General features: G+C 64.6%; 19 protein-coding genes. 1 reads left to right on the top strand and 18 read right to left on the bottom strand.

What is annotated here, in order from left to right; genetic code table 11:
* Positions 1 to 95 precede the first annotated feature (95 nt).
* Positions 96 to 2,198 carry a phage tail tape measure protein gene (locus RHOOR87_RS19090; RefSeq protein ID WP_155950928.1) on the bottom strand — a complete coding sequence of 701 codons (2,103 nt, stop codon included), beginning with the start codon at positions 2,196 to 2,198 and terminating at the stop codon, positions 96 to 98.
* Positions 2,199 to 2,237: 39 nt separating this feature from the next.
* A complete protein-coding gene (locus RHOOR87_RS0107790) occupies positions 2,238 to 2,513 on the bottom strand; it encodes a hypothetical protein (RefSeq protein WP_027484702.1) in 276 nt (91 codons plus the stop codon).
* A 254-nt stretch (positions 2,514 to 2,767) separates the two neighbouring features.
* Between RHOOR87_RS0107790 and RHOOR87_RS0107785 the strand changes: the two genes are divergently transcribed.
* Positions 2,768 to 3,253, top strand: coding sequence for a hypothetical protein (locus RHOOR87_RS0107785; RefSeq protein WP_027484701.1), 486 nt, complete (start codon positions 2,768 to 2,770; stop codon positions 3,251 to 3,253).
* 191 nt (positions 3,254 to 3,444) lie between these two features.
* Here RHOOR87_RS0107785 and RHOOR87_RS0107780 read toward each other — a convergent pair whose 3' ends face one another.
* The 16 genes from RHOOR87_RS0107780 to phoB all read right to left on the bottom strand — a co-directional run bounded on the left by RHOOR87_RS0107780 (position 3,445) and on the right by phoB (position 17,762).
* On the bottom strand, positions 3,445 to 4,257 hold the full coding sequence (locus tag RHOOR87_RS0107780; RefSeq protein ID WP_027484700.1) for a hypothetical protein: 813 nt from the start codon (positions 4,255 to 4,257) through the stop codon (positions 3,445 to 3,447).
* A 562-nt stretch (positions 4,258 to 4,819) separates the two neighbouring features.
* A complete protein-coding gene (locus RHOOR87_RS19085; protein ID WP_081699994.1) occupies positions 4,820 to 5,887 on the bottom strand; it encodes an AAA family ATPase in 1,068 nt (355 codons plus the stop codon).
* A complete protein-coding gene (locus RHOOR87_RS19080) occupies positions 5,877 to 6,407 on the bottom strand; it encodes a hypothetical protein (protein ID WP_196806973.1) in 531 nt (176 codons plus the stop codon). Before RHOOR87_RS19080 ends, RHOOR87_RS19085 begins: the two co-directional genes overlap by 11 nt.
* Positions 6,404 to 6,598 carry a hypothetical protein gene (locus RHOOR87_RS0107760; RefSeq protein ID WP_027484699.1) on the bottom strand — a complete coding sequence of 65 codons (195 nt, stop codon included), beginning with the start codon at positions 6,596 to 6,598 and terminating at the stop codon, positions 6,404 to 6,406. The genes RHOOR87_RS19080 and RHOOR87_RS0107760 overlap by 4 nt, the downstream gene beginning before the upstream one ends.
* 122 nt (positions 6,599 to 6,720) lie before the next feature.
* A complete protein-coding gene (locus RHOOR87_RS20300) occupies positions 6,721 to 7,395 on the bottom strand; it encodes a hypothetical protein (RefSeq protein ID WP_155950927.1) in 675 nt (224 codons plus the stop codon).
* A 112-nt stretch (positions 7,396 to 7,507) separates the two neighbouring features.
* On the bottom strand, positions 7,508 to 7,696 hold the full coding sequence (locus RHOOR87_RS20295; protein WP_155950926.1) for a hypothetical protein: 189 nt from the start codon (positions 7,694 to 7,696) through the stop codon (positions 7,508 to 7,510).
* Complete coding sequence (locus RHOOR87_RS0107750; protein WP_027484697.1) at positions 7,693 to 7,947, bottom strand: hypothetical protein; 255 nt, start codon at positions 7,945 to 7,947, stop codon at positions 7,693 to 7,695. Before RHOOR87_RS0107750 ends, RHOOR87_RS20295 begins: the two co-directional genes overlap by 4 nt.
* Positions 7,944 to 8,216 carry a hypothetical protein gene (locus RHOOR87_RS0107745; RefSeq protein WP_027484696.1) on the bottom strand — a complete coding sequence of 91 codons (273 nt, stop codon included), beginning with the start codon at positions 8,214 to 8,216 and terminating at the stop codon, positions 7,944 to 7,946. Before RHOOR87_RS0107745 ends, RHOOR87_RS0107750 begins: the two co-directional genes overlap by 4 nt.
* The gene (locus tag RHOOR87_RS20290; RefSeq protein WP_155950925.1) at positions 8,213 to 8,545 is read right to left on the bottom strand and encodes a hypothetical protein; all 333 of its coding nucleotides are present in this window, start codon (positions 8,543 to 8,545) and stop codon (positions 8,213 to 8,215) included. Before RHOOR87_RS20290 ends, RHOOR87_RS0107745 begins: the two co-directional genes overlap by 4 nt.
* Before the next feature lie 77 nt (positions 8,546 to 8,622).
* Positions 8,623 to 9,870 (bottom strand): integrase arm-type DNA-binding domain-containing protein, encoded by a 1,248-nt coding sequence (locus tag RHOOR87_RS19075; protein ID WP_043795427.1) that lies wholly within the window; start codon positions 9,868 to 9,870, stop codon positions 8,623 to 8,625.
* Between the two features lie 548 nt (positions 9,871 to 10,418).
* The gene (locus RHOOR87_RS0107730; protein WP_015448218.1) at positions 10,419 to 11,147 is read right to left on the bottom strand and encodes a UDP-2,3-diacylglucosamine diphosphatase; all 729 of its coding nucleotides are present in this window, start codon (positions 11,145 to 11,147) and stop codon (positions 10,419 to 10,421) included.
* A 7-nt stretch (positions 11,148 to 11,154) separates the two neighbouring features.
* Entirely contained in the window at positions 11,155 to 11,871 is a 717-nt protein-coding gene (locus RHOOR87_RS0107725; protein WP_015448217.1) for a peptidylprolyl isomerase, read from the bottom strand.
* Between the two features lie 69 nt (positions 11,872 to 11,940).
* Complete coding sequence (locus tag RHOOR87_RS0107720) at positions 11,941 to 13,458, bottom strand: Ppx/GppA phosphatase family protein (RefSeq protein ID WP_027484695.1); 1,518 nt, start codon at positions 13,456 to 13,458, stop codon at positions 11,941 to 11,943.
* Positions 13,459 to 13,542: 84 nt separating this feature from the next.
* On the bottom strand, positions 13,543 to 15,636 hold the full coding sequence (ppk1, locus tag RHOOR87_RS0107715) for a polyphosphate kinase 1 (RefSeq protein ID WP_007508009.1): 2,094 nt from the start codon (positions 15,634 to 15,636) through the stop codon (positions 13,543 to 13,545).
* A gap of 94 nt (positions 15,637 to 15,730) precedes the next feature.
* A complete protein-coding gene (phoR, locus tag RHOOR87_RS0107710; RefSeq protein ID WP_007508011.1) occupies positions 15,731 to 16,999 on the bottom strand; it encodes a phosphate regulon sensor histidine kinase PhoR in 1,269 nt (422 codons plus the stop codon).
* Positions 17,000 to 17,072: 73 nt separating this feature from the next.
* Positions 17,073 to 17,762 (bottom strand): phosphate regulon transcriptional regulator PhoB, encoded by a 690-nt coding sequence (gene phoB / locus RHOOR87_RS0107705; RefSeq protein WP_007508013.1) that lies wholly within the window; start codon positions 17,760 to 17,762, stop codon positions 17,073 to 17,075.
* Positions 17,763 to 17,796 lie beyond the last annotated feature (34 nt).

The raw sequence follows: 17,796 nt of genomic DNA, 5'->3' as shown, positions 1-17,796 counted from the left end.
GTGGCGCTTATGGGCCCCTGGCGCTTGGTGAGCTGGCGCTGCGGCACCATGGTCGGAACCATGCCCGCCCGTTCAGTCGGTTGAAATCTGTGTCATCACCAGCTTCCCGTAGAGCCGACCGGGATCGGTGACATGGAGCCGTCAAAGCCTGACGTGCCGGACTGTGGCCTGCTGGCGGCGTTGGCTTGATGATGGCTGACTACCTTGGCGATTTGCTTGCCGTCCAAGTGCACATGGGTCACATGAGTGACAGCGCGGTTGTTCATCGCCACGGCCTCCTGCGCATCTTTGTTGCCAAAGAAAGCCAGCGTATGTGCAATGCCCGATCCGATCATGTCGCCTGACTTGGTGCCGGCGAGGGCGTGATCGTAGATGAAGCCGCCTGCTTTCCAGCCGGCGTAGGCGGCGAGAAATGCTGCAACCATGGGAGTTAGTGCGGACATGGCCGTTCCGACGCCGCCAATCAACGTTGCCAAACCACCGCCTGCCGCAATCGCGCCAGAGATCAACGTGAAGCCGCCAGCAATCGCAATGATCGAACCGCCCACCAGCGCCAGTCCGGCGACGGCACCGAAGAGGATGACAAGCCCCTTCGTCAACGTGGAATGTTCGCTAATCCAGTGGGCCGCATTCTGGAGTAGCGGATTAAGCCACTTCAGACCCTTGATGAGCATTGGAAGAATCACCAGACCGAGCTGCGTTTGCAGTGTCTGCATCTGCTTGTGGTAGTTGAGCATCTGACCGGCGAAGGTGCCTTTTACCGCACGGACGGACGCATCGATGCCAAGCGTTTTCTGCTGCGACTTGACCGAGTTTTCAATCTGCTCCATCTGGCGATACATGATGCTGAACATCTTGCCGCCAGTGTTGCCGAAGAGGATCGCGTTCTCGCGGAATACGTCCTGATCGTTCGTGATGCCGTTCTTCTTGTAGGCTGGTAGCACGACATTTTTGTAATACTCGAAAGGCGAACTGCTGAACAGGTTGGCATCCTTTAACGGGTTGCCCTTGAACTCCTTGATGCCACCCTGGCTGTTCAGCACGAGCCTCGACTTATCCCACAGGCCAAGATTCATCATGTCGCGCTGCATGATGCGCGGAATCAGACGCTGCAGACCGTTAACGCGCGAGTACGCCGTCATGAAGGCGTGCCCGGCAGCACCTCCCTTCATTTCGCCAATGATCGGTTCCATTTCGCCGAACAGGGCTTTATCACTCAGCCCCTGTGCGGCCACGCTGCCGGTGGACATGAACTGGCGCAGCTGGCTCCATGCCACGTTGCCACCAGAGGATCGAATGGCCTTCCAGCCTTCGTTCGCAATCTCGTTGAACTTGGCGGGGCTTGACAGTCCGCCGCGCATCTCAATAAAGCGCAGCATGTCCAGGCCTTGCGTGTGCATCTTGGCCTGCGATTCGGAATCGAGGCCAGACGTTGCGGCAGAGATCTTTGCCAGCATAGGGGCGGCGAGCTTGGCGCCAGCCAAGGCGCGCGAACCGCTTAGACCTGATTCGCGGAATACGCCCTGTGCTTCGCTAACGTCCTCCATGGCATCTGTCATCGACGTGCCAAAGATCTTCATGCCGCTGGCAAACTTGACCGCCTCAGCATTCAACCTGTCGCCGAGTCCGTATAGGCTGAATTTGGCGACCGCTTGCTGATATTTCGCCGCCTCATCTATCGGCCCACCCAACATGCCGAACATGTCTTTGCCAGCGTGCTCGACCATAGCGCCGCCGACGATAGCGCCGAACGGGCCATAGCCGAAGCCACCACCGCCTGTGCCGCCCGCGCCACCGGCACCACCAGCACGGAACCTTCGGGCCCGTTCGGCGCCGGAATGGCCGGCTGGTCCACTAAGCGCAGGGAATGTGCCGCCGCCGAAACCGCCGCCGCCCGCGCCGCCGGCAAAGGCCATGCCTGCCACGACTCCCAATCCACTGCCGCCAGCACGTGCTGCGCGGGATGCAGCATTGGCGTAGTCATTCGCAGCCCGTCGGGCATTGTTGAACCCGTTGGCAGCGCTATTTGACCATCCCCCTGCAGAGCGGCGAAGCTCCTCATTGACATTGCGCAGCGTTGCTAAAAAGGATGCGGCTTCTTTTTCCGCCTTGTTGAACTGCATCGCGAGCTTGAGGATGCCACCGCCGGTAGCGTCAATGACGCTTATGCGTACCCCGATTTTGTATGCTTCAAACATGTTTGCTCCCTCTCTTAAGTTCCGGCCACGGGCAGTGGTTCAAGCCAGAAATTTGCCCTTAGGCTCTGGTGGTTGCGGTGGTTCGCCGTTCTTCTTCCAGTCGGCCACCAATGCCTCGTAGCAGGCAGCAACCCTGTTCAGTTCCTTGAATCCCTGTCCATAGGTTTCGCCCGCAGCAACGAGCATCTCTGTGACGCGGTAGAAGTTGGGCACTTCGGCTTCTAGCTCTGCCGTCAGCGCGGCTAGATCGCGTTGTGCCTGGGTCACCGTGGCAAGCGAGCGCTTTGCCGCCTGCCGCATCAATTCATGATTCATTGCCGCCTCTGTGGATTAGATGTCCGCGTAGACCATCAGGTGCACGCGGTGACGTCGGCGCGCTCATCGAATGCGTCGGTTGGGGTACAAGATAGGGAACAACGTCGATGGAACTAACTTGAAGCTAGTGGCGACAACGGCTTGCCGGGTCTATGCGGCGGACGGGGTAGCATTCGTTCGTCCAAATGGGTGAAACCAGCTGCGCGGTAAGCTGGTGCGCCTGCCCGGCAACCAACCACTACGCGGAGAGCTTCTTGGAACCGAACCGTGAACTTCAGCTCGCCCTGCTGACGCAGCTGCGCGAGACGTATCCCAAGTCCATGCATACCGAGCTTTTTCTTCACCGCAACGAAAAGGACGTCTTGGCCCAGCTCGCCTATCTCGCCGATCACGGTCTGGTCAATTGCAAGCTGCAGACCTACCTCAGCGGGGAGATGCTGCCGTCTCCCGCAACCATCACCGCCAGAGGCATTGACTTTCTTGCCGACGATGGCGGATTGAGCGCAATACTCGGGGTAGTGACGATCAAGCTTCATGAGGACACCCTGAAGGATTTGATCGCGGCAAAGATTCAGCAGGCAGACCTACCGCCTCACGATAAGAAGCGATGGACTGATGCGCTTCAAGCGCTGCCCGCCGAGACCACAAAACACCTTGTGCTGAAGCTTCTGGATATGGGTCTGAGTCACGGGCATGAAGCCATGCACGCGCTTGGAACGATGTTGGGGATGAGCCCTTGACCGGATCGATAACGCGCTCGAATAGCAGGCTGCCCAGTGCGGGACTGATGTGTATCCGAAAGGCATCAACAGGAGCATCGGTCTCCGCGAACAGTCCGCTGCTCGGGCCCACGATCAGCGCGCTCAAGGGCACAGTGCTCATCATCAAACCGCCTCGCTCTTGTCGGGTTACTGGAAAGGAATACCGTGCATTACGCGGCACGGGATCGCGAGGCTGGCGCAGTCATGGCGGTGAAATCCTGCCTATCTTTCATAATGTCGGATTGCGGGTGTTGAATGGCCGGTATTAATGTCAGCACCGGCCCCGCCATTGCATGCGCCTTGATCCACAGTGAACTCCCCGCAAGCCCGTTTGCCCGATAATCAGTTGTTTTAATCGCGCGGTAATGGCTGATTGCCTTGTACCGGCCCGCCGCTTCGGATAATCGCTGCTCGAACACCGTCACCATCAGCGCGCGATAGTCGGCATAACGCCCCTTGTCCACGCGCAGCTCCACGCGGCGCTCCTCGATCGTCGGCATGCCCTGCCTACGCCGTCCCCAGAACGCCAGCGCGAGCGCGTCCAGGGTTGCCGCCGCGATAACGGCCGGTCGTGGCCGTTGTCCCTTGCGGTCGCACCAGACGCGCAGGTAAGCCTGTCCGTAGCGCAGGCATGGCGTGATCGCTGCGCCCACTTCCCAGCGCATCAGCGCCAGCAGGTACGGCCGTACATCGTGCGGCGATGTGCCGGTGAAACTCAGGGATGCCGACTGCACCCAATCGGAGCCAGCCACGGGGCTATGTGAGCCGGCGGGCTTGTCGGTGTGATAGCTCCAACTGCCGGAAGCGGTCACGGTCAGGCAGGAATGAACCGCCATCGCTTCCGGCCGGAATGTCGCGCCATCGGCAAAGGCTAGGAACTCCGGCTCAGGTTCCAGGGGATTGCCGTCCGGAGAATCCAGTCCCCGCACGGTCAGTTCGCGGCCGTCCGCCGCGATGGTTTCGCCCCGCCAGGCTTGGGTCATCGGTCAGCCCCGCGCCGGGTCGAAGGTGTCGCATTTGTGCCGCTGCGCCGGGTAGTGGCTGCCTTTGCCGGCGCCACAGGTGCCCATGCCGGCATCAGGGTTGATCGTGCCCCGGCTGAAGTGTCGGCAGCCCTCACAGGTCACGGATGGGCGCGGTATGTGCCCACCAGCCTTGCGCACAAAACACCACGGGCAGCCCAGCGCACGCGGCCAGCCACCCGCAACGGGCAGCACCGCCGCAATGTCGGGGTGAATCCAGACCGGGCCGCACCCTTTGCACAACATCCGCCCCGTGTCGCCAGCCGGTACGCGTCCGGCGCGGCGGTCGTCGGCGTCACGCTGCATCGACTCCACCGCACCAGATGCACCAAGCGCACCGCTTGCACCAAGCGCACCAGATGCACCAGAAGCGGCACCCGAACGCGCACCAGGCGCAGTCTCATTTGGTGCGCGGTCATTTCCTTGCAAAGCGTTGTCTGCCAGGGCTTTGAGCGATGTTCTAGGGCTTTGGTGCGCTGGTGCGTTCCCTAGTGGTGCACCAGCGCACCAAGCGCCATTCTGGTCAGTCGTCACGGTCGTCACCTCGCGGCGTCGCGGGCCTTTTTGCCCGCTTAGGCTTCGGGGTGTAGCGGCCTGCGTCCTTAGCCTTGTTCAGTGTGCGCACCACGGTCGAGTGATTCACGCCCAGTTCGCTGCCGATCTCACGCGTGGTCAGGCCCAGCCCGGCCAGCTCGATCATTTGTTCTTCGCTGGCATCGGATACCGCGCGCGTTGCCCATGTCTGGGTGCCGTCCGGCAGCGTGGTAAGTGCAGCCTCGAAGGGCGACACGTCTTGCCCGTACAGCGCGCGGGCTTTCTCGAAGTGAACCTCGAACCGTGCACCTTGGTCGGGTTCGTAATCGGCAGGCTTGCGGAGTGCGATAACGGTATCCAGTACGTCCTCGCGCTTGGACGTGCCGCGTTGCTGGCCTCCCTTGCCGGCGTGGTGAACGAAAACCACGCTAAGACCTTGCGAGCGCATCTGTAGCGCCCACTCCTGTACGGGCTGCCAGCTCTCTCCCTCGTTCTCCTTGCCGCCGCGCACCAGGCAGCTAAGGTTGTCCACGATAACCACGCGAGCGGCCCCTATCGCCGCGTTGATGGCTTCCCGGCCTTCCGGTTGATACAGGTTCGGCATCAAGCCGTCTTCTTGCAGATCGGGCGTAACAAACCGCAGGTATCCGGCCGCTGCTTCTTGGTCATTGCTGGCGATGACGGTCGCAACGCGGGATTTCAGATCCGCGCCGGGCATCTCGCCGTCCAGGTACAGCACGGGGGTTTGTGCCGTTGCCTGCCAGCCCAGGAACTCGCCACCCGATGCGAGTGCGTAAGCCACACCCAGCGCCATGTGCGTTTTACCGATGCCGCGTGGTGCGTAGATCATCGCCAGCGATTGCGTGGTCAACCACGGCTTCAGCAGCTTGTCGCGCGTGGGGAACTTCGCCGATAGCAGGCCGGCAGCGTCAACCACCACCACCTTACGCGGCGGTCTTTCGTCTTGGTGCGTTGGTGCATTCTCAGGGTTTGCACCAGCGCACCAAGATTCCCGCGCCGCCAATTCCTCGATTGCGGCAATCTTTTCAGCGGCCATGGGTCAGCACCTCCCGTGCGTCGCGGATGCGGTCGCAGGCAACGCCTACGCGCTTCAGGTCGTCAGCGGTCAGGGCTTGCCCCTCGGCGAGCGTGCGGGCGGCGATATGCACCACGCCGACTTCAAGCTGCAAGGCGTTCAATGCCGCTTTCCATTGCGCCTGCTTGGCGTATTCGCGCAGGGCGTTGCGCTCTGCGGTGCTCATGTTCGTGGTGATCCGCTGCGGGAACAGATCGGCGATGGACAAGCCGACAGCGCCCAGCACGTCATGCACTGGGCAGCCCGCGAAGCAATGCAGCAGCACGCGGCCGTCATCGCCTTGCGCGATGCTCAGGGACGCGGAGCGGTCAGTGTGCGCGGGACACTTGGCAATCCAGCCTCTGCCGGATTTGCGCACGCCGTCCAGCCGATCCAGTAGACGGTCGGCGTGGTTGGCGATAGGATGGATGTACGAAGTGTTTGACATGCCCCCGGAACGGTTGCCGCCGTTGCCGGGGGTTTTCGTATGCGTGGCGTTCAAACTTCACCCGCCTTGCCCAGCCGCTCGGGCAGGGTGCGCAGGCTCTCGACGATGACGTAGCGTTTCGCGCCGAGCTTGAAGGTTTCGACCAGGCCGGCGTTTGCCAGCTCATAGGCGACGGTCTTGCTTATGCCGTGTTCGCGGCAGGCTTCCAGAAACGGGCGGTACGCGGGGGTGTTCGGTGTTGCCATGTTGTCGTTCTCCGGCCGTGCGGGGTTGCACGGGTTCGGATAGACAAGCTAGCGGCAGAAAATGGGGTTCTAAAGCTAGCTGCGGCGCAGCGCGTACAGTCTGCGGCGCAGCGCGTAGGTAGCTACTGGCCGGTCAAGTAGCCACGGATTGTGCGGAAGGAGGCGTGCACGATGCCATCCTTCGCCATCTTTTCGGCGGCGGCATCCTTGGTCATAGTCTTGTGTTCGGCGTACCAGTCGCGGGCCTTTTGTTTGTTGGAGCGGTGCGCATCATGGCTGGCGTTGGCCGCCTTCTGAGCGTGGTAACGCACCCTCGCAATGTTGCCTTCCCGGACCCGCAATGAGACTAACTTGAATGCGTTGGACACATTGAAATCTGCGAGTTTCCACAAATCAACATTTGCTTTCGTTACGCGCGCATACGCGGTAATAATGACCGATGACACAACGGCTGCAGCCCCAAGCTGCGATTCGCTTATGATGCCGACAAAAGACGATAAATCCAATTTTGGTTGAATGTCATCATCGCATTCACCTGAAATTGGCGTGTCGGTTACCGCCACATAAAAAAGGATGAACATTGTAACTGCATTGCTAATCGTACACTGCTCGTGATCCGGTGATATGAAGCCGATCGTATTTTTTATGAGTGCACGCTCGTCTGCGTTAAATAACCGCTCCTCTGCAATATCAAACTCCGACAGCACGCGGCAGACGCCATCATGGCAAGCTTTTAGCGTTGCTATTCCGGGGAACTCTATTTGAAAGCCAGCCGCCCGTTTGTAGATGTCGTCCATGGGTAGGGCCTTATGCGCTAACCCATGTTCGAGCTGTTGATGTTTCATCGCGGACTCCCGCGCCCTGTAAAAGAACCGCGCCAGCCGGGCCAGCTAGCGCGGGGTGGGGTCGTCACGCATTGGCCGGGTGTTCGTGCCCTGTGTCTTCCACTGCCCTTTTTGCGATCGGGCAGCAAACCCTGATAGTTGAGAATTCACTGAGCATCCGCCGCAGCTGTATCAGCTCGGCATCGCTCAGCGGCGGCGGTCGATCAGCGCGACGTTCACGGGCGGCGTCAATTTGGGTGATGTTGCCGGTCATGACAGTTCCTTCACCCAGCGATCAGCCTTGCGGCGTGCGGAGCCTTTCAGGTCAACGATAGGGACGATCTTGGACAAGACCGGCTCATCGCGTTTACTGGTGAATGCCGCGACGATGGCCAGCCATTCGCCGTTGGCACGCATCAGGGATAGCACCTTGCCACTGCGGATGGGCTGCATCCGCTGCCTGCGGCGTTCTTGTCTTGCGGCGCCGGCCGTCATGATGGAAAGAAACTCATCGACTGTGGTCATGCCATCGCCCCCGGCAGCGAGTTGATGACTGATTGCCACTGCTCTGGCGTCCAGGCTTCGACTTCTGCGGCGCTGTACGGGAACAAGCCAGCCTTGACGGCACGGAGGATGCGCAACACATCTTGCCGCTCTTCGGCCTTCATGGCATCCATGCATCGCATGACGGATGCTGCTAACGGCGTGACGCGCATCAGTACACCGCCAGGCTCTCCCGGATGCTGCTGGAAAACCACGGTCACGGTCTTTTCGGAATGCTTGGCCATGCTCATGATTGCACCCCGCCGACTTCGCTTCGGATGGCATCAGACAGCTGCGACAAAAGAATGATCGCGTCCGCAATGTCTTCAATGGGCTGCATCGCAAATGACGCATCGGAATCGTTCTCGGCATGGAACACCACAGCCTTTGCAGCACGTGCCAAACCTTGAATCGTGTTGTTCAAATGGCGGCAGTGCTCGGTTTCTGGCGGGAACTCCTTGCACTGCTTATCAATGGTGACGGTCAGCACCTTGTCGCCACCAGTTATCCATAGGTCGTGCTTGCTCCCAGTTTTAGCCGAAGCTTTGCCGGTTGCAGTTGCTACACTCGCGTTTGCCATGATCGTTTCCCCTGTTGGGCGGTTGTGGAAGGCGGGGCGGGTGTCACTACCACCCGTTCCCGCCGCTTTGAACTCTGTCAGCCTTCCTTGCGTTTGATCGGTGTCACGTTGTCACCCCTGCGGATCGTGGCGCAGTAGCCGGCCCAGTCGGCCATCAGGCGCTTGCGCCGTTGCAGCAGATCCCCGCGCTGATACGCGGCCTCGGCGGCATCCTTGAGTCGGTGCGCCATCGCGGCTTCAATCACTTCGCGGGGGTGTTGGGTCGTCTCGGCGGCCCAGTCGCGGAACGTGGAGCGGAAGCCGTGCGCGGTGATACCGGGTTGCATTTCTTTCAGCAGCGCCATGCCGGCAGCGGTCGTGATCGCCTTGCCCTTGTTGCCGGGGAAGATGTAGCCGTGCGGCGTGACGGGCTTGCCCTTGGTTTTGGGGATCATGGAGCGCAGCAGCGCCACGGCAGCATCAGACAGCGGCACACGATGTTCCTTGCCGGCCTTCATGCGCTCTTCGGGGATGATCCACAGGGCCGCATCAAGGTCGATTTCTTCCCAGCGTGCGCCGGATGCTTCGCCGGGGCGCGTGGCGGTCAGGATCTGCAGCTCCAGCACGCGAGCGGCCAGCCCTTGCCGCTGGCGTAGCTGCGCCATGAACTCGGCAACGTCGGCATAGGGCAGCGCGGGACGATGCTCGACCTTCTGCACCTTGGAGCGCTTGGGGAGTAATTGGTCTAGATGGTTGCGCCACGCGGCAGGGTTGTCGCCGCTGCGATACTTGCGCACGGTCGCCCACGCCAGCACGGACTCGATACGGCCGCGCAAGCGGCTGGCGGTTTCGGTCTTGGTCGTCCAGATGGGGTCAAGGCATTTCATGACCAGCGCGGTATCGACCGCCGCCACGTCCAGCGGCCACAGGGGCGCGCAGTAGGTGCGCAGGGTGCTGTCCCACTGCTCGGCATGCTTGGCGTTGCGCCAGCCGCTTCTATGGGCCTCTATGTACAGCTCAGAGCACCGCCCGAAGGTCATCCGCTTGGCGTGCTCGGTGCGGGCCTTCTGCTTGATCTCGTTCGCGGAGTCGATCGGGTCGATGCCGTCGCGGAGCATGCGGCGGTACTCGGCGGCACGCTCGCGGGCTTCTGGCAGGCTCACGTCCCACGCCGGCCCCATGCCCTTGTCCCGTACCTTGCCGGTCAGTGGAGCGCGATAGCGGAACGTCCAGGTCTTGCGCCCGTCATCCTTCACCAGCAGGTAAAGGTTGCCGCCGTCGCCGTGACGGCCAGGCTTGGCGTTCTTGACCGCCAAGGCGGTCAGACGGTTGATTTTGTGCGCCATCAAAAGTGTCCGCCAAAGTCCGGCGTATCACCCGCCGTTCCCATTACGGTGCTCCGGCTTTAGGCGGCTGTCAACGGTCTAGTGTGAACTGCTGAGAACGTTGTAGGGCAAGGTGTACAAGAGGTTAGCAGTCCCTAGACGTTCGCATGGTTTCAGGTGGCCACTTTGACGGATGACTCTCTCTCCGCCAGATACGCAAAACGCCCCGCACGGGGCGTTTTGCGTATCTGGCGGAGAGAGAGGTGGTGGACGAACCCTTCGTTCGACAAAATTGTCTGGAACCATTTTGGACAGCCGCAGGCTGGCCCTGGAGCGCGCAGCGCGGAAGGGTGAATCCCATGGATGGGATTCACCATGGATGCGCCGAACAATCCCCGCGCCCTCTACGCCGCGACGCATTCCATTGAAGTGAGCTTTTGCTCGCCGGTGAAGCAGGGCGTGTTTGGCAGGAGGCTGCACCGAGGCTTCGACTCCGCAGCTTCGGCGTTACGTTCAGTCCGGACGGCTGGGGGCAATTCTTGACGCCAAGTCTCTGGCCCGTGCGGGCCTCACCCCACCGCCAATCCGCGCAGCTCCACGCGATCGCCGTCCGCCACCAACACCGACCCTTGCTCGTACCAGTCCCCCAGCACGATCCGCTCGGCCGGTTTCCCGTCCAGCTCGAAACGATGGATGGCCGGGCGGTGCGTATGCCCGTGGATCAGCCGGGTCACGTCCGCCTTGCGCATGGCTTCGGCCACGGCATCAGCATTGACGTCCATGATGCTTTCCATCGTGCTGCCGGTATGCGCCTTGCTGTCCTCGCGCGCCTTGGCGGCGAACGCGCGGCGCGCCTGCAGCGGCATCGCCAGGATCTGCGCCTGCCACTCGGGCGTGCGCACCTGTTGGCGCACGGCCTGGTAGGCGAGGTCGTCGGTGCACAGCACGTCGCCATGCATCAGCAGGGTACGGCGGCCGTGGATGTCGTGCACGGTGCCGTCGTCGAGCAGGGTCAGGCCGGCGCCTGCGGCGAACGCCGAGCCGAGCAGGAAGTCGCGGTTGCCGACCATGAAATACACCGGCACGCCGGCATCGCGCACGGTACGGGTGGCGGCGGCGATGCGCGCAGGCAACTCGGCGTCGTCGTCGTCGCCGATCCAGGCCTCGACCAGGTCGCCGAGGATGTACAGCGCGTCGGCGTGGCGGACTTCGTCGCTGGCCAGGTAGCGCTCGAACAGGTCGGTGATCTGCGGACGGGCGGGGTCCAGGTGCAGGTCGGCGATGAACAGGGTGGCCATCGCAACGTCAGCCCTTGCCGGCGGGCTTGGCGGCTTTCCTGTCCGGTCTGGCGGCGGGCTTGGTGGTCGCCGACGCGGCCGTGGCCGGTGCTGCCGCACTGGCGGCAGGGGCCGGGGCTTCCTCGCCGACCACGTGGGCGGCCTCGATCAGCACCAGCGGGTTCGGTACGTCGCCGGCGAACGGACCCAGTGGACGGGTGGGCAGCGCGGCGATCTTGTCGACCACCTCCATACCCTTGATGACTTTGCCGAACACGGTATAGCCCCAGGTCAGCCCGCTCTGGTTGCCGACGAAGTCCAGCCGGCGGTTGTCGACCAGGTTGAAGAAGAACTGCGCGGTGCCGGAGTTCGGGTCGGCGCCGCGGGCGACGGCGACGGTGCCGCGCAGGTTGGACAGGCCGTTGTCCGCCTCGCTGGCGACGGCCGATCGCGTGCGCTTGGGTTGCAGGTCGCGGGTGTACAGGCCGCCCTGCACCAGGTAGCCGGGGATGGCCCGGTGCAGCAGGGTGCCGTCGTAGAAGCCGTCGCGCACGTACTGCAGGAAGTTGGCTACGCTCTTCGGCGCCTTGTCCGGGTACAGCTCCAGCGTGATGTCGCCCTGCGAGGTGCGCAGCACGACCTGTGGCGGTGGCGTGGCGGGGGTGGCTGGCGCCGGCCTGGCGGTCTGCGCCGCCAGCGTCGGCGGCAGGATCAGGAGCAGCGTGGCGAGCAGGCATTTCAACATGGGCATCAGTATGGTCTGGGTGTCCGGAGATGATACGCGGCCGCGGCAAAAGCGGGCTGGTCGGCGCGGTCAGCTGCTGGAGATGTCCAGCTTGATGCCCAGTTCGGCCATCGGCGCCTGTTCCTGCTGCAGGTCGGCCTCGCTGAGCGGGTGCTGCTCGAACCAGGCCAGCGGCAGGGTCAGCCGCAGCGACTTGCTGCTGGCGGCGAGCTTCATCTGCGGCAGCGACTCGGCGCGACGCGCGCGGCGGAACAGCACCGCCAGGCGCAGCAGCGCGGTGCTGTAGCGGGCCAGCTGGCGGTAGCGCTGCGGCAGGGTGGCGACCACCGCCTTGTCCGGCTTGCGCCGGTGCATCGCGACCACCGCCGCCAGCAGCTGCTGTTCCTGCCGCGAGAAGCCGGCCAGGTCGGCGTGGCGCAGGATGTAGGCGCCGTGGTGGTGGTGCTGGCTGTGCGCGATGGCCAGGCCGATCTCGTGCACGCGCGAGGCCCACGACAGCCACTCGCGGGCATCGGCGTCCAGTTTCCAGGCGTGCGCGACCTGGTCGAACAGCATCAGGGCGGTCGACTCGACCCGGCGCGCCTGGGCACGATCCACGCCGTAGCGGGTAGCCAGCGCGTCGATGCTGGCGGTGCGCGGATCGCTGCCGCCGGCGCGGCCGAGCAGGTCCCACAGCAGGCCTTCGCGCATCGAGCTTTCGCACACGCGCAACCGCTCGATGCCGAGCGCGGCGAATGCCGCCTCGAAAATCACCACGCCGCCGGCGATCACCGGCGCACGCTCTTCGACCAGGCCGGGCAGCTTCAGCGTGCCGATCTGGCCGTGCTCGATCAGCGCGTCGCTCAATAAGGCGAGCGAGGCCGGGGTGATGCCGTCGTCGGAGAACTTCATCGCCTGCACCACCGCGCCGATCGACTTGGCGGTGCCGGAGGAGCCGTAGGCGTCCTGCCAGCCCGATTCGCGATAGTCCTCGGCGAACTGCTGCAGCAGCACGCCGATCTCGCTGCGCGCGCGCTGCCAGCGCTTGCGGGTGAGCTTGCCGCCGGGGAAGAAGCGCAAGGTCGAGGCGATGCAGCCGGCCTGCACGCTTTCGGTGTGCAGCGGCGCCAGCCCGCGGCCGATGATGAACTCGGTGCTGCCGCCGCCGACGTCGATCACCAGCCGCGGTTCGCGCGAAGCGGGCAGGTCGTGGGCCGCGCCGAGGAAGATCAGGCGGCCTTCCTCGCGCCCGGAGACCACCTCGATCGGGTGGCCGAGCGCGGCCTCGGCGGTGGTCAGGAAGGTCTGCGGCGAGGCCAGCCGGCGCACCGTGTTGGTGGCCACCGCGCGCACCCGCATCGACGGCAGGCCGGCGATGCGCTGACCGAAACGGGCCAGGCAGGCCATCGCGCGGGCGCGCCGCTCGGCGTCCAGGGTGCCGTCGGCACGCAGGCCGGCGGCCATCCGCACGGTATCGCGCAGGCGATCGATCACGCGCGGCTCGCCATGCTCCATGCGCGCCACCACCAGGTGGAAGCTGTTCGAGCCCATGTCCACGGCGGCGATCAGTTCGCCGTCGCGGATCGGTGTCTGTTCGGCTGGACTCACGCCCGGGCTCCCGCGACGGCAAAGCGCGAATTCTCGCACGCAGGTGCGGCATGGGGAAAACGATGGCTCATGCGGTGCGCCGGTTCACTTGCAGTAACGCTCGAGCAGGCCCTGCTGCGCGCTGTACGGCGGGTCGTCACCGGGTTCGGCGCGGGTGTAGCGGCCGTCGCTGCCGAGCAGCCACGCCTGGGTGTTGTCGGCCAGGCCGTTGGCCAGAGTCTCCTCGAACACGCGTGCGGCCAGTTCGGGGTCGAGGATCGGGAACGCCACCTCGATCCGCCGCATCAGGTTGCGTTCCATCCAGTCGGCGCTGGCGCAGTAGATCTCGGGGTCGCCGTCGTTGGCGAACCAGTACACCCGGCTGTGTTCGAGGAAGCGCCCCACGATCGAGCGCACGCGGATGCGCTCGGAAATGCCGGGCAGGCCGGGGCGCAACGTGCAGGCGCCGCGCACGATCAGGTCGATCTCCACGCCGGCCGTCGAGGCGCGGTACAGCGCCTCGATCACGCGCGCCTCGTTCAGCGCATTGAACTTGGCCACGATGCGGGCGGGGCGCCCGGCTCGCGCGTGCGCGGTCTCGCGCTCGATCTTCGCCAGCACGCTGGGGTACAGCGTGAACGGCGAATGCAGTAGCCGCTTCAGTTCGATGATCGGACCCAGCCCGGACAGCTGCTGGAACACCTTGTGCAGGTCCTCGCCGATCTCCGGGTTCGCCGTCATCAGGCCGATGTCGGTGTACATGCGGCTGTTGGCCTGGTGGTAGTTGCCGGTGGACAGGTGCACGTAGCGGCGCAGCGCCTCGCCCTCGCGGCGCACGATCAGCATCATCTTGGCGTGGGTCTTGTAGCCGACCACGCCGTAGACCACCTGCACGCCGGCCTCCTGCAGGCGCGTGGCGAGGCGGATGTTGGCCTCCTCGTCGAAGCGCGCGCGCAGCTCGATCACCACGGTGACGTCCTTGCCGTGGCGCGCGGCTTCCACCAGCAGGTCGACCAGCGGGGTGTCTTCGCCGGCGCGGTACAGGGTCTGCTTGATCGCCAGCACCTGCGCGTCGGCAGTGGCCTGGCGCAGCAGGTCGATCACCGCGTTGAAGCTCTGGTACGGGTGGTGCAGCAGCACGTCGTGCTGGCCGATCACGTCGAACTTGTTGCGGCTGCTCTCCAGCGCCGGCGGCAGCTGCGGGTTGAAGCGCGGGAACTTCAGCTCCGGCCGGTCCAGCCAGTCGTAGATCAGCCCGGCGCGGATGATGTTGACGGGGCCGTCGCAGCGGTAGACGTCGGCGTCGTCCAGTTCGAAGTTCCGGGTCAGCATCGCGGTGATCGCCTGCGGGCAATCGTTGGCGATCTCCAGCCGCACCGGCCGCGCGTAGCCGCGCCCGACCAGTTCCTCGCTGAGCGCCAAGGCGAGGTTCTCCACCTCGGCCTCCTCGACGATCAGCTCGCTGTTGCGGGTGACCCGGAACTGGTACGAGCCGACCACCTTGAGGCCGGGAAACATCAGGTCGACGAAGGCCTGCAGCAGTTCGGCCAGGAACACGAAATGCTCGCCGGGGCCGCTGACCTCGGCCGGCACACGAATGATTCGCGGCAGCGAGCGCGGCGCGCGCACCAGCGCCATGTGGCCTTCGTGGCCGAACGCGTCGCGGCCGCGCAACACCACCGCGATGTTCAGCGTCTTGTTGAGGATGCGCGGGAACGGATGCGCCGGATCCAGTCCCAGCGGCGACAGCACCGGCAGCACCTCGTGCTCGAAGTAGCCGCGCAGCCAGCGGTGCTGGCGCGGACTCCAGCGTTTGCGGGTGAGGATGTGGATCTGCTCGGCATCGAGTTGCGGGCCGATCTGCTCCTGCCAGGCGGCGTAGACCTCGGTGACCAGGTCCAGCACGCGGCTGCGGATACGCGTCAGCAACTCGCCGGAGGGAATGCCATCCGGCCCCGGCGCGGCCGAACCGTAGGCGTGGTGGTGCTTGAGCATCGCCACCCGCACCTCGAAGAACTCGTCGAGGTTGTTCGCCACGATGCTCAGGTAGCGCAACCGCTCCAGCAGCGGCACGGCGGCATCGCGGGCCATCGCCAGCACGCGGAAATTGAACTCCAGCGCGGCCAGCTCCCGGCTGAGGTACAGGCCGGGAGTGCTCAGATCGGTGGCGTCGGGCGGGGTGGGTGAGGGTTGGGCCATGCCGCATTCTGGCGCATGGCCTGGGCCATTGCATGCGGCGCCGCCGCGGCCCGGGAGGGTGTTCAAAATTCCCGGGCCGACTTTGAAGCGGCGCTCAGCTTTCGTCGCTGCCGCCGGGAGCGAGCAATCGCGCCGGGCCGAAATGGCAGGAGAAGGTGGAGCCGACGCCCGGCGCGCTTTCGATCTTCAGCTGTGCCTGGTGCAGGTTCAGCACGTGCTTGACGATCGACAGGCCCAGCCCGGTACCGCCGCTTTCGCGCGAGCGGCTGGAGGAGACCCGGTAGAAGCGTTCGGTGAGCCGGGCCAGGTGCGAGGCGGGGATGCCGAAGCCGGTATCGGTGACCGAGTACACCGCGCCGTCGGGCACGCGCTGCCAGCGGATCGTGATGCTGCCGCCGGCCGGGGTGTAGCGCACCGCGTTGCTGGCCAGGTTCGACAGCGCGCTGTGCAGATCCTTCGGCGAGCCGAGCAGGTCCGCCTCGGCGGTGGATTCCAGCACGATGCGATGGCGGCCCTGGCTGAGCGCCTCGGCTTCCTTGCGCACGGTGGCCAGCAGCGCCGCCATCGGCACGCGTTCGTCGGCCACTTCGTGCTGGGTTTCCAGCCGCGACAGGGTCAGCAGGTCTTCCACGATCTGCCCCATCCGTTTCGACTGCGTGCGCATCTCGCCCAGCACCGGCGCCAGTTCGGGCACGTCCTCCGGATCGAGCAGTTCGAGGTAGCCGTGGATCACCGTCAGCGGCGTGCGCAACTCGTGCGACACGTTCGCCACGAAGTCGCGGCGCACCTGTTCGAGCCGGTTCAGGTGGCTGATGTCGTGCGCCAGCAGCAGCTGTTCGTGATCGCCGAACGGCAGCAGGCTGACGTTGAGCTGGCTGTCCGCCCGGCCGGGGGCTGCGGCGTCGGTGAGCGGCTCGCGCGCGCCGTCGCGCAGCCAGCCGGCCAGTTCCGAGCCGGCCAGCCGCTGCTGCAGCGACGCGCCGCGGTCGTCCGGCCGGCGCAGCCCGAGCAGGTTCTCGGCGGCGTGGTTGAACCAGCGGATCTGTTGCTGGCGGTCGAGCAGCACCACCGCATCCGGCAGCTGCCCGGCGGCGTTGCGAAGATCGCGCAGGGAGGAGGCAATGCGACGGGAACGCGTCATGAAACGGTCATGCTGGAGAGGGCTGACGGCGGTCGGTGCAGCCATCATGGCTCGCGCTTGATGACGGATCCGGGTCAGCAGCAAGACGACTTCGGCCACCGCGACCACGGCGATGCCTGTCGCCAAGCGGCCGTCGGCGAGCCAGCCCAGCGCAGCGCCGGTGCACAGCGCCGCGGCGAGCGCCGCGGGCAGTTTCCAGGATGGCGTGGTGGGCGGGGTCATGCTGGCGCCAGAGTATGGAAGGCGGGCCAGCATCGGCAATAGCCGCGGATACCGCAAGCTTGCCCGCGCCGGCTCAGGTGCTGGTCGAGAAGCGGTAGCCGGTGCCGCGCACGGTCTGCACCAGTTCGTCCAGCTTCCACGGCTCCAGCGTCTTGCGCAGGCGGCGGATGTGCACGTCCACGGTGCGCTCCTCCACGTACACGCTGCCGCCCCAGACGTGGTCGAGCAGCTGCGTGCGCGAGTAGACGCGCTCGGGATGGGTCATGAAAAAATACAGCAGGCGGTATTCGGTGGGACCGATCGGCACCGGCTCGTCGCCGGCGAACACCCGGTGCGCCGGGCCGTCGATGCGCAGGCCGCCCAGCTCGACCACGCCGGAGCCGTCGTCGCCCTGGCTGCGCCTGAGCACGGCCTTGATCCGGGCAACCAGCTCGCGGGTGGAAAAGGGTTTCACCACGTAGTCGTCGACGCCGGCCTCGAGGCCGTTGACGCGATCCATTTCCTCGCCGCGGGCGGTGAGCATGATGATCGGGATCTCGCGGCTGAGCTCTTCCTTGCGCAGGCGCCGGGCCAGTTCGAGGCCGCTCATGCCCGGCAGCATCCAGTCGAGCAGGATCAGGTCGGGCACCTGCTCGGCCAGCGCCAGCTGGGCGGCACGGGCATCGGCCGCCTGGATCGCATCCATGCCGGCCTTGCGCAGGGCGAAGGCGATCATCTCGCGGATCGAGGTTTCGTCTTCAACGATCAGGATGCGTTTGTGCACGCCGTGGTCTGCCTTGGCTTGTGACGGACATATT

This window comes from Rhodanobacter sp. OR87 (assembly GCF_000473345.1).
Taxonomy (GTDB): domain Bacteria; phylum Pseudomonadota; class Gammaproteobacteria; order Xanthomonadales; family Rhodanobacteraceae; genus Rhodanobacter; species Rhodanobacter denitrificans.
The sequence above is the reverse complement of the archived record's forward strand: the minus strand, read 5'-3'. Positions and strand labels throughout refer to the sequence as shown.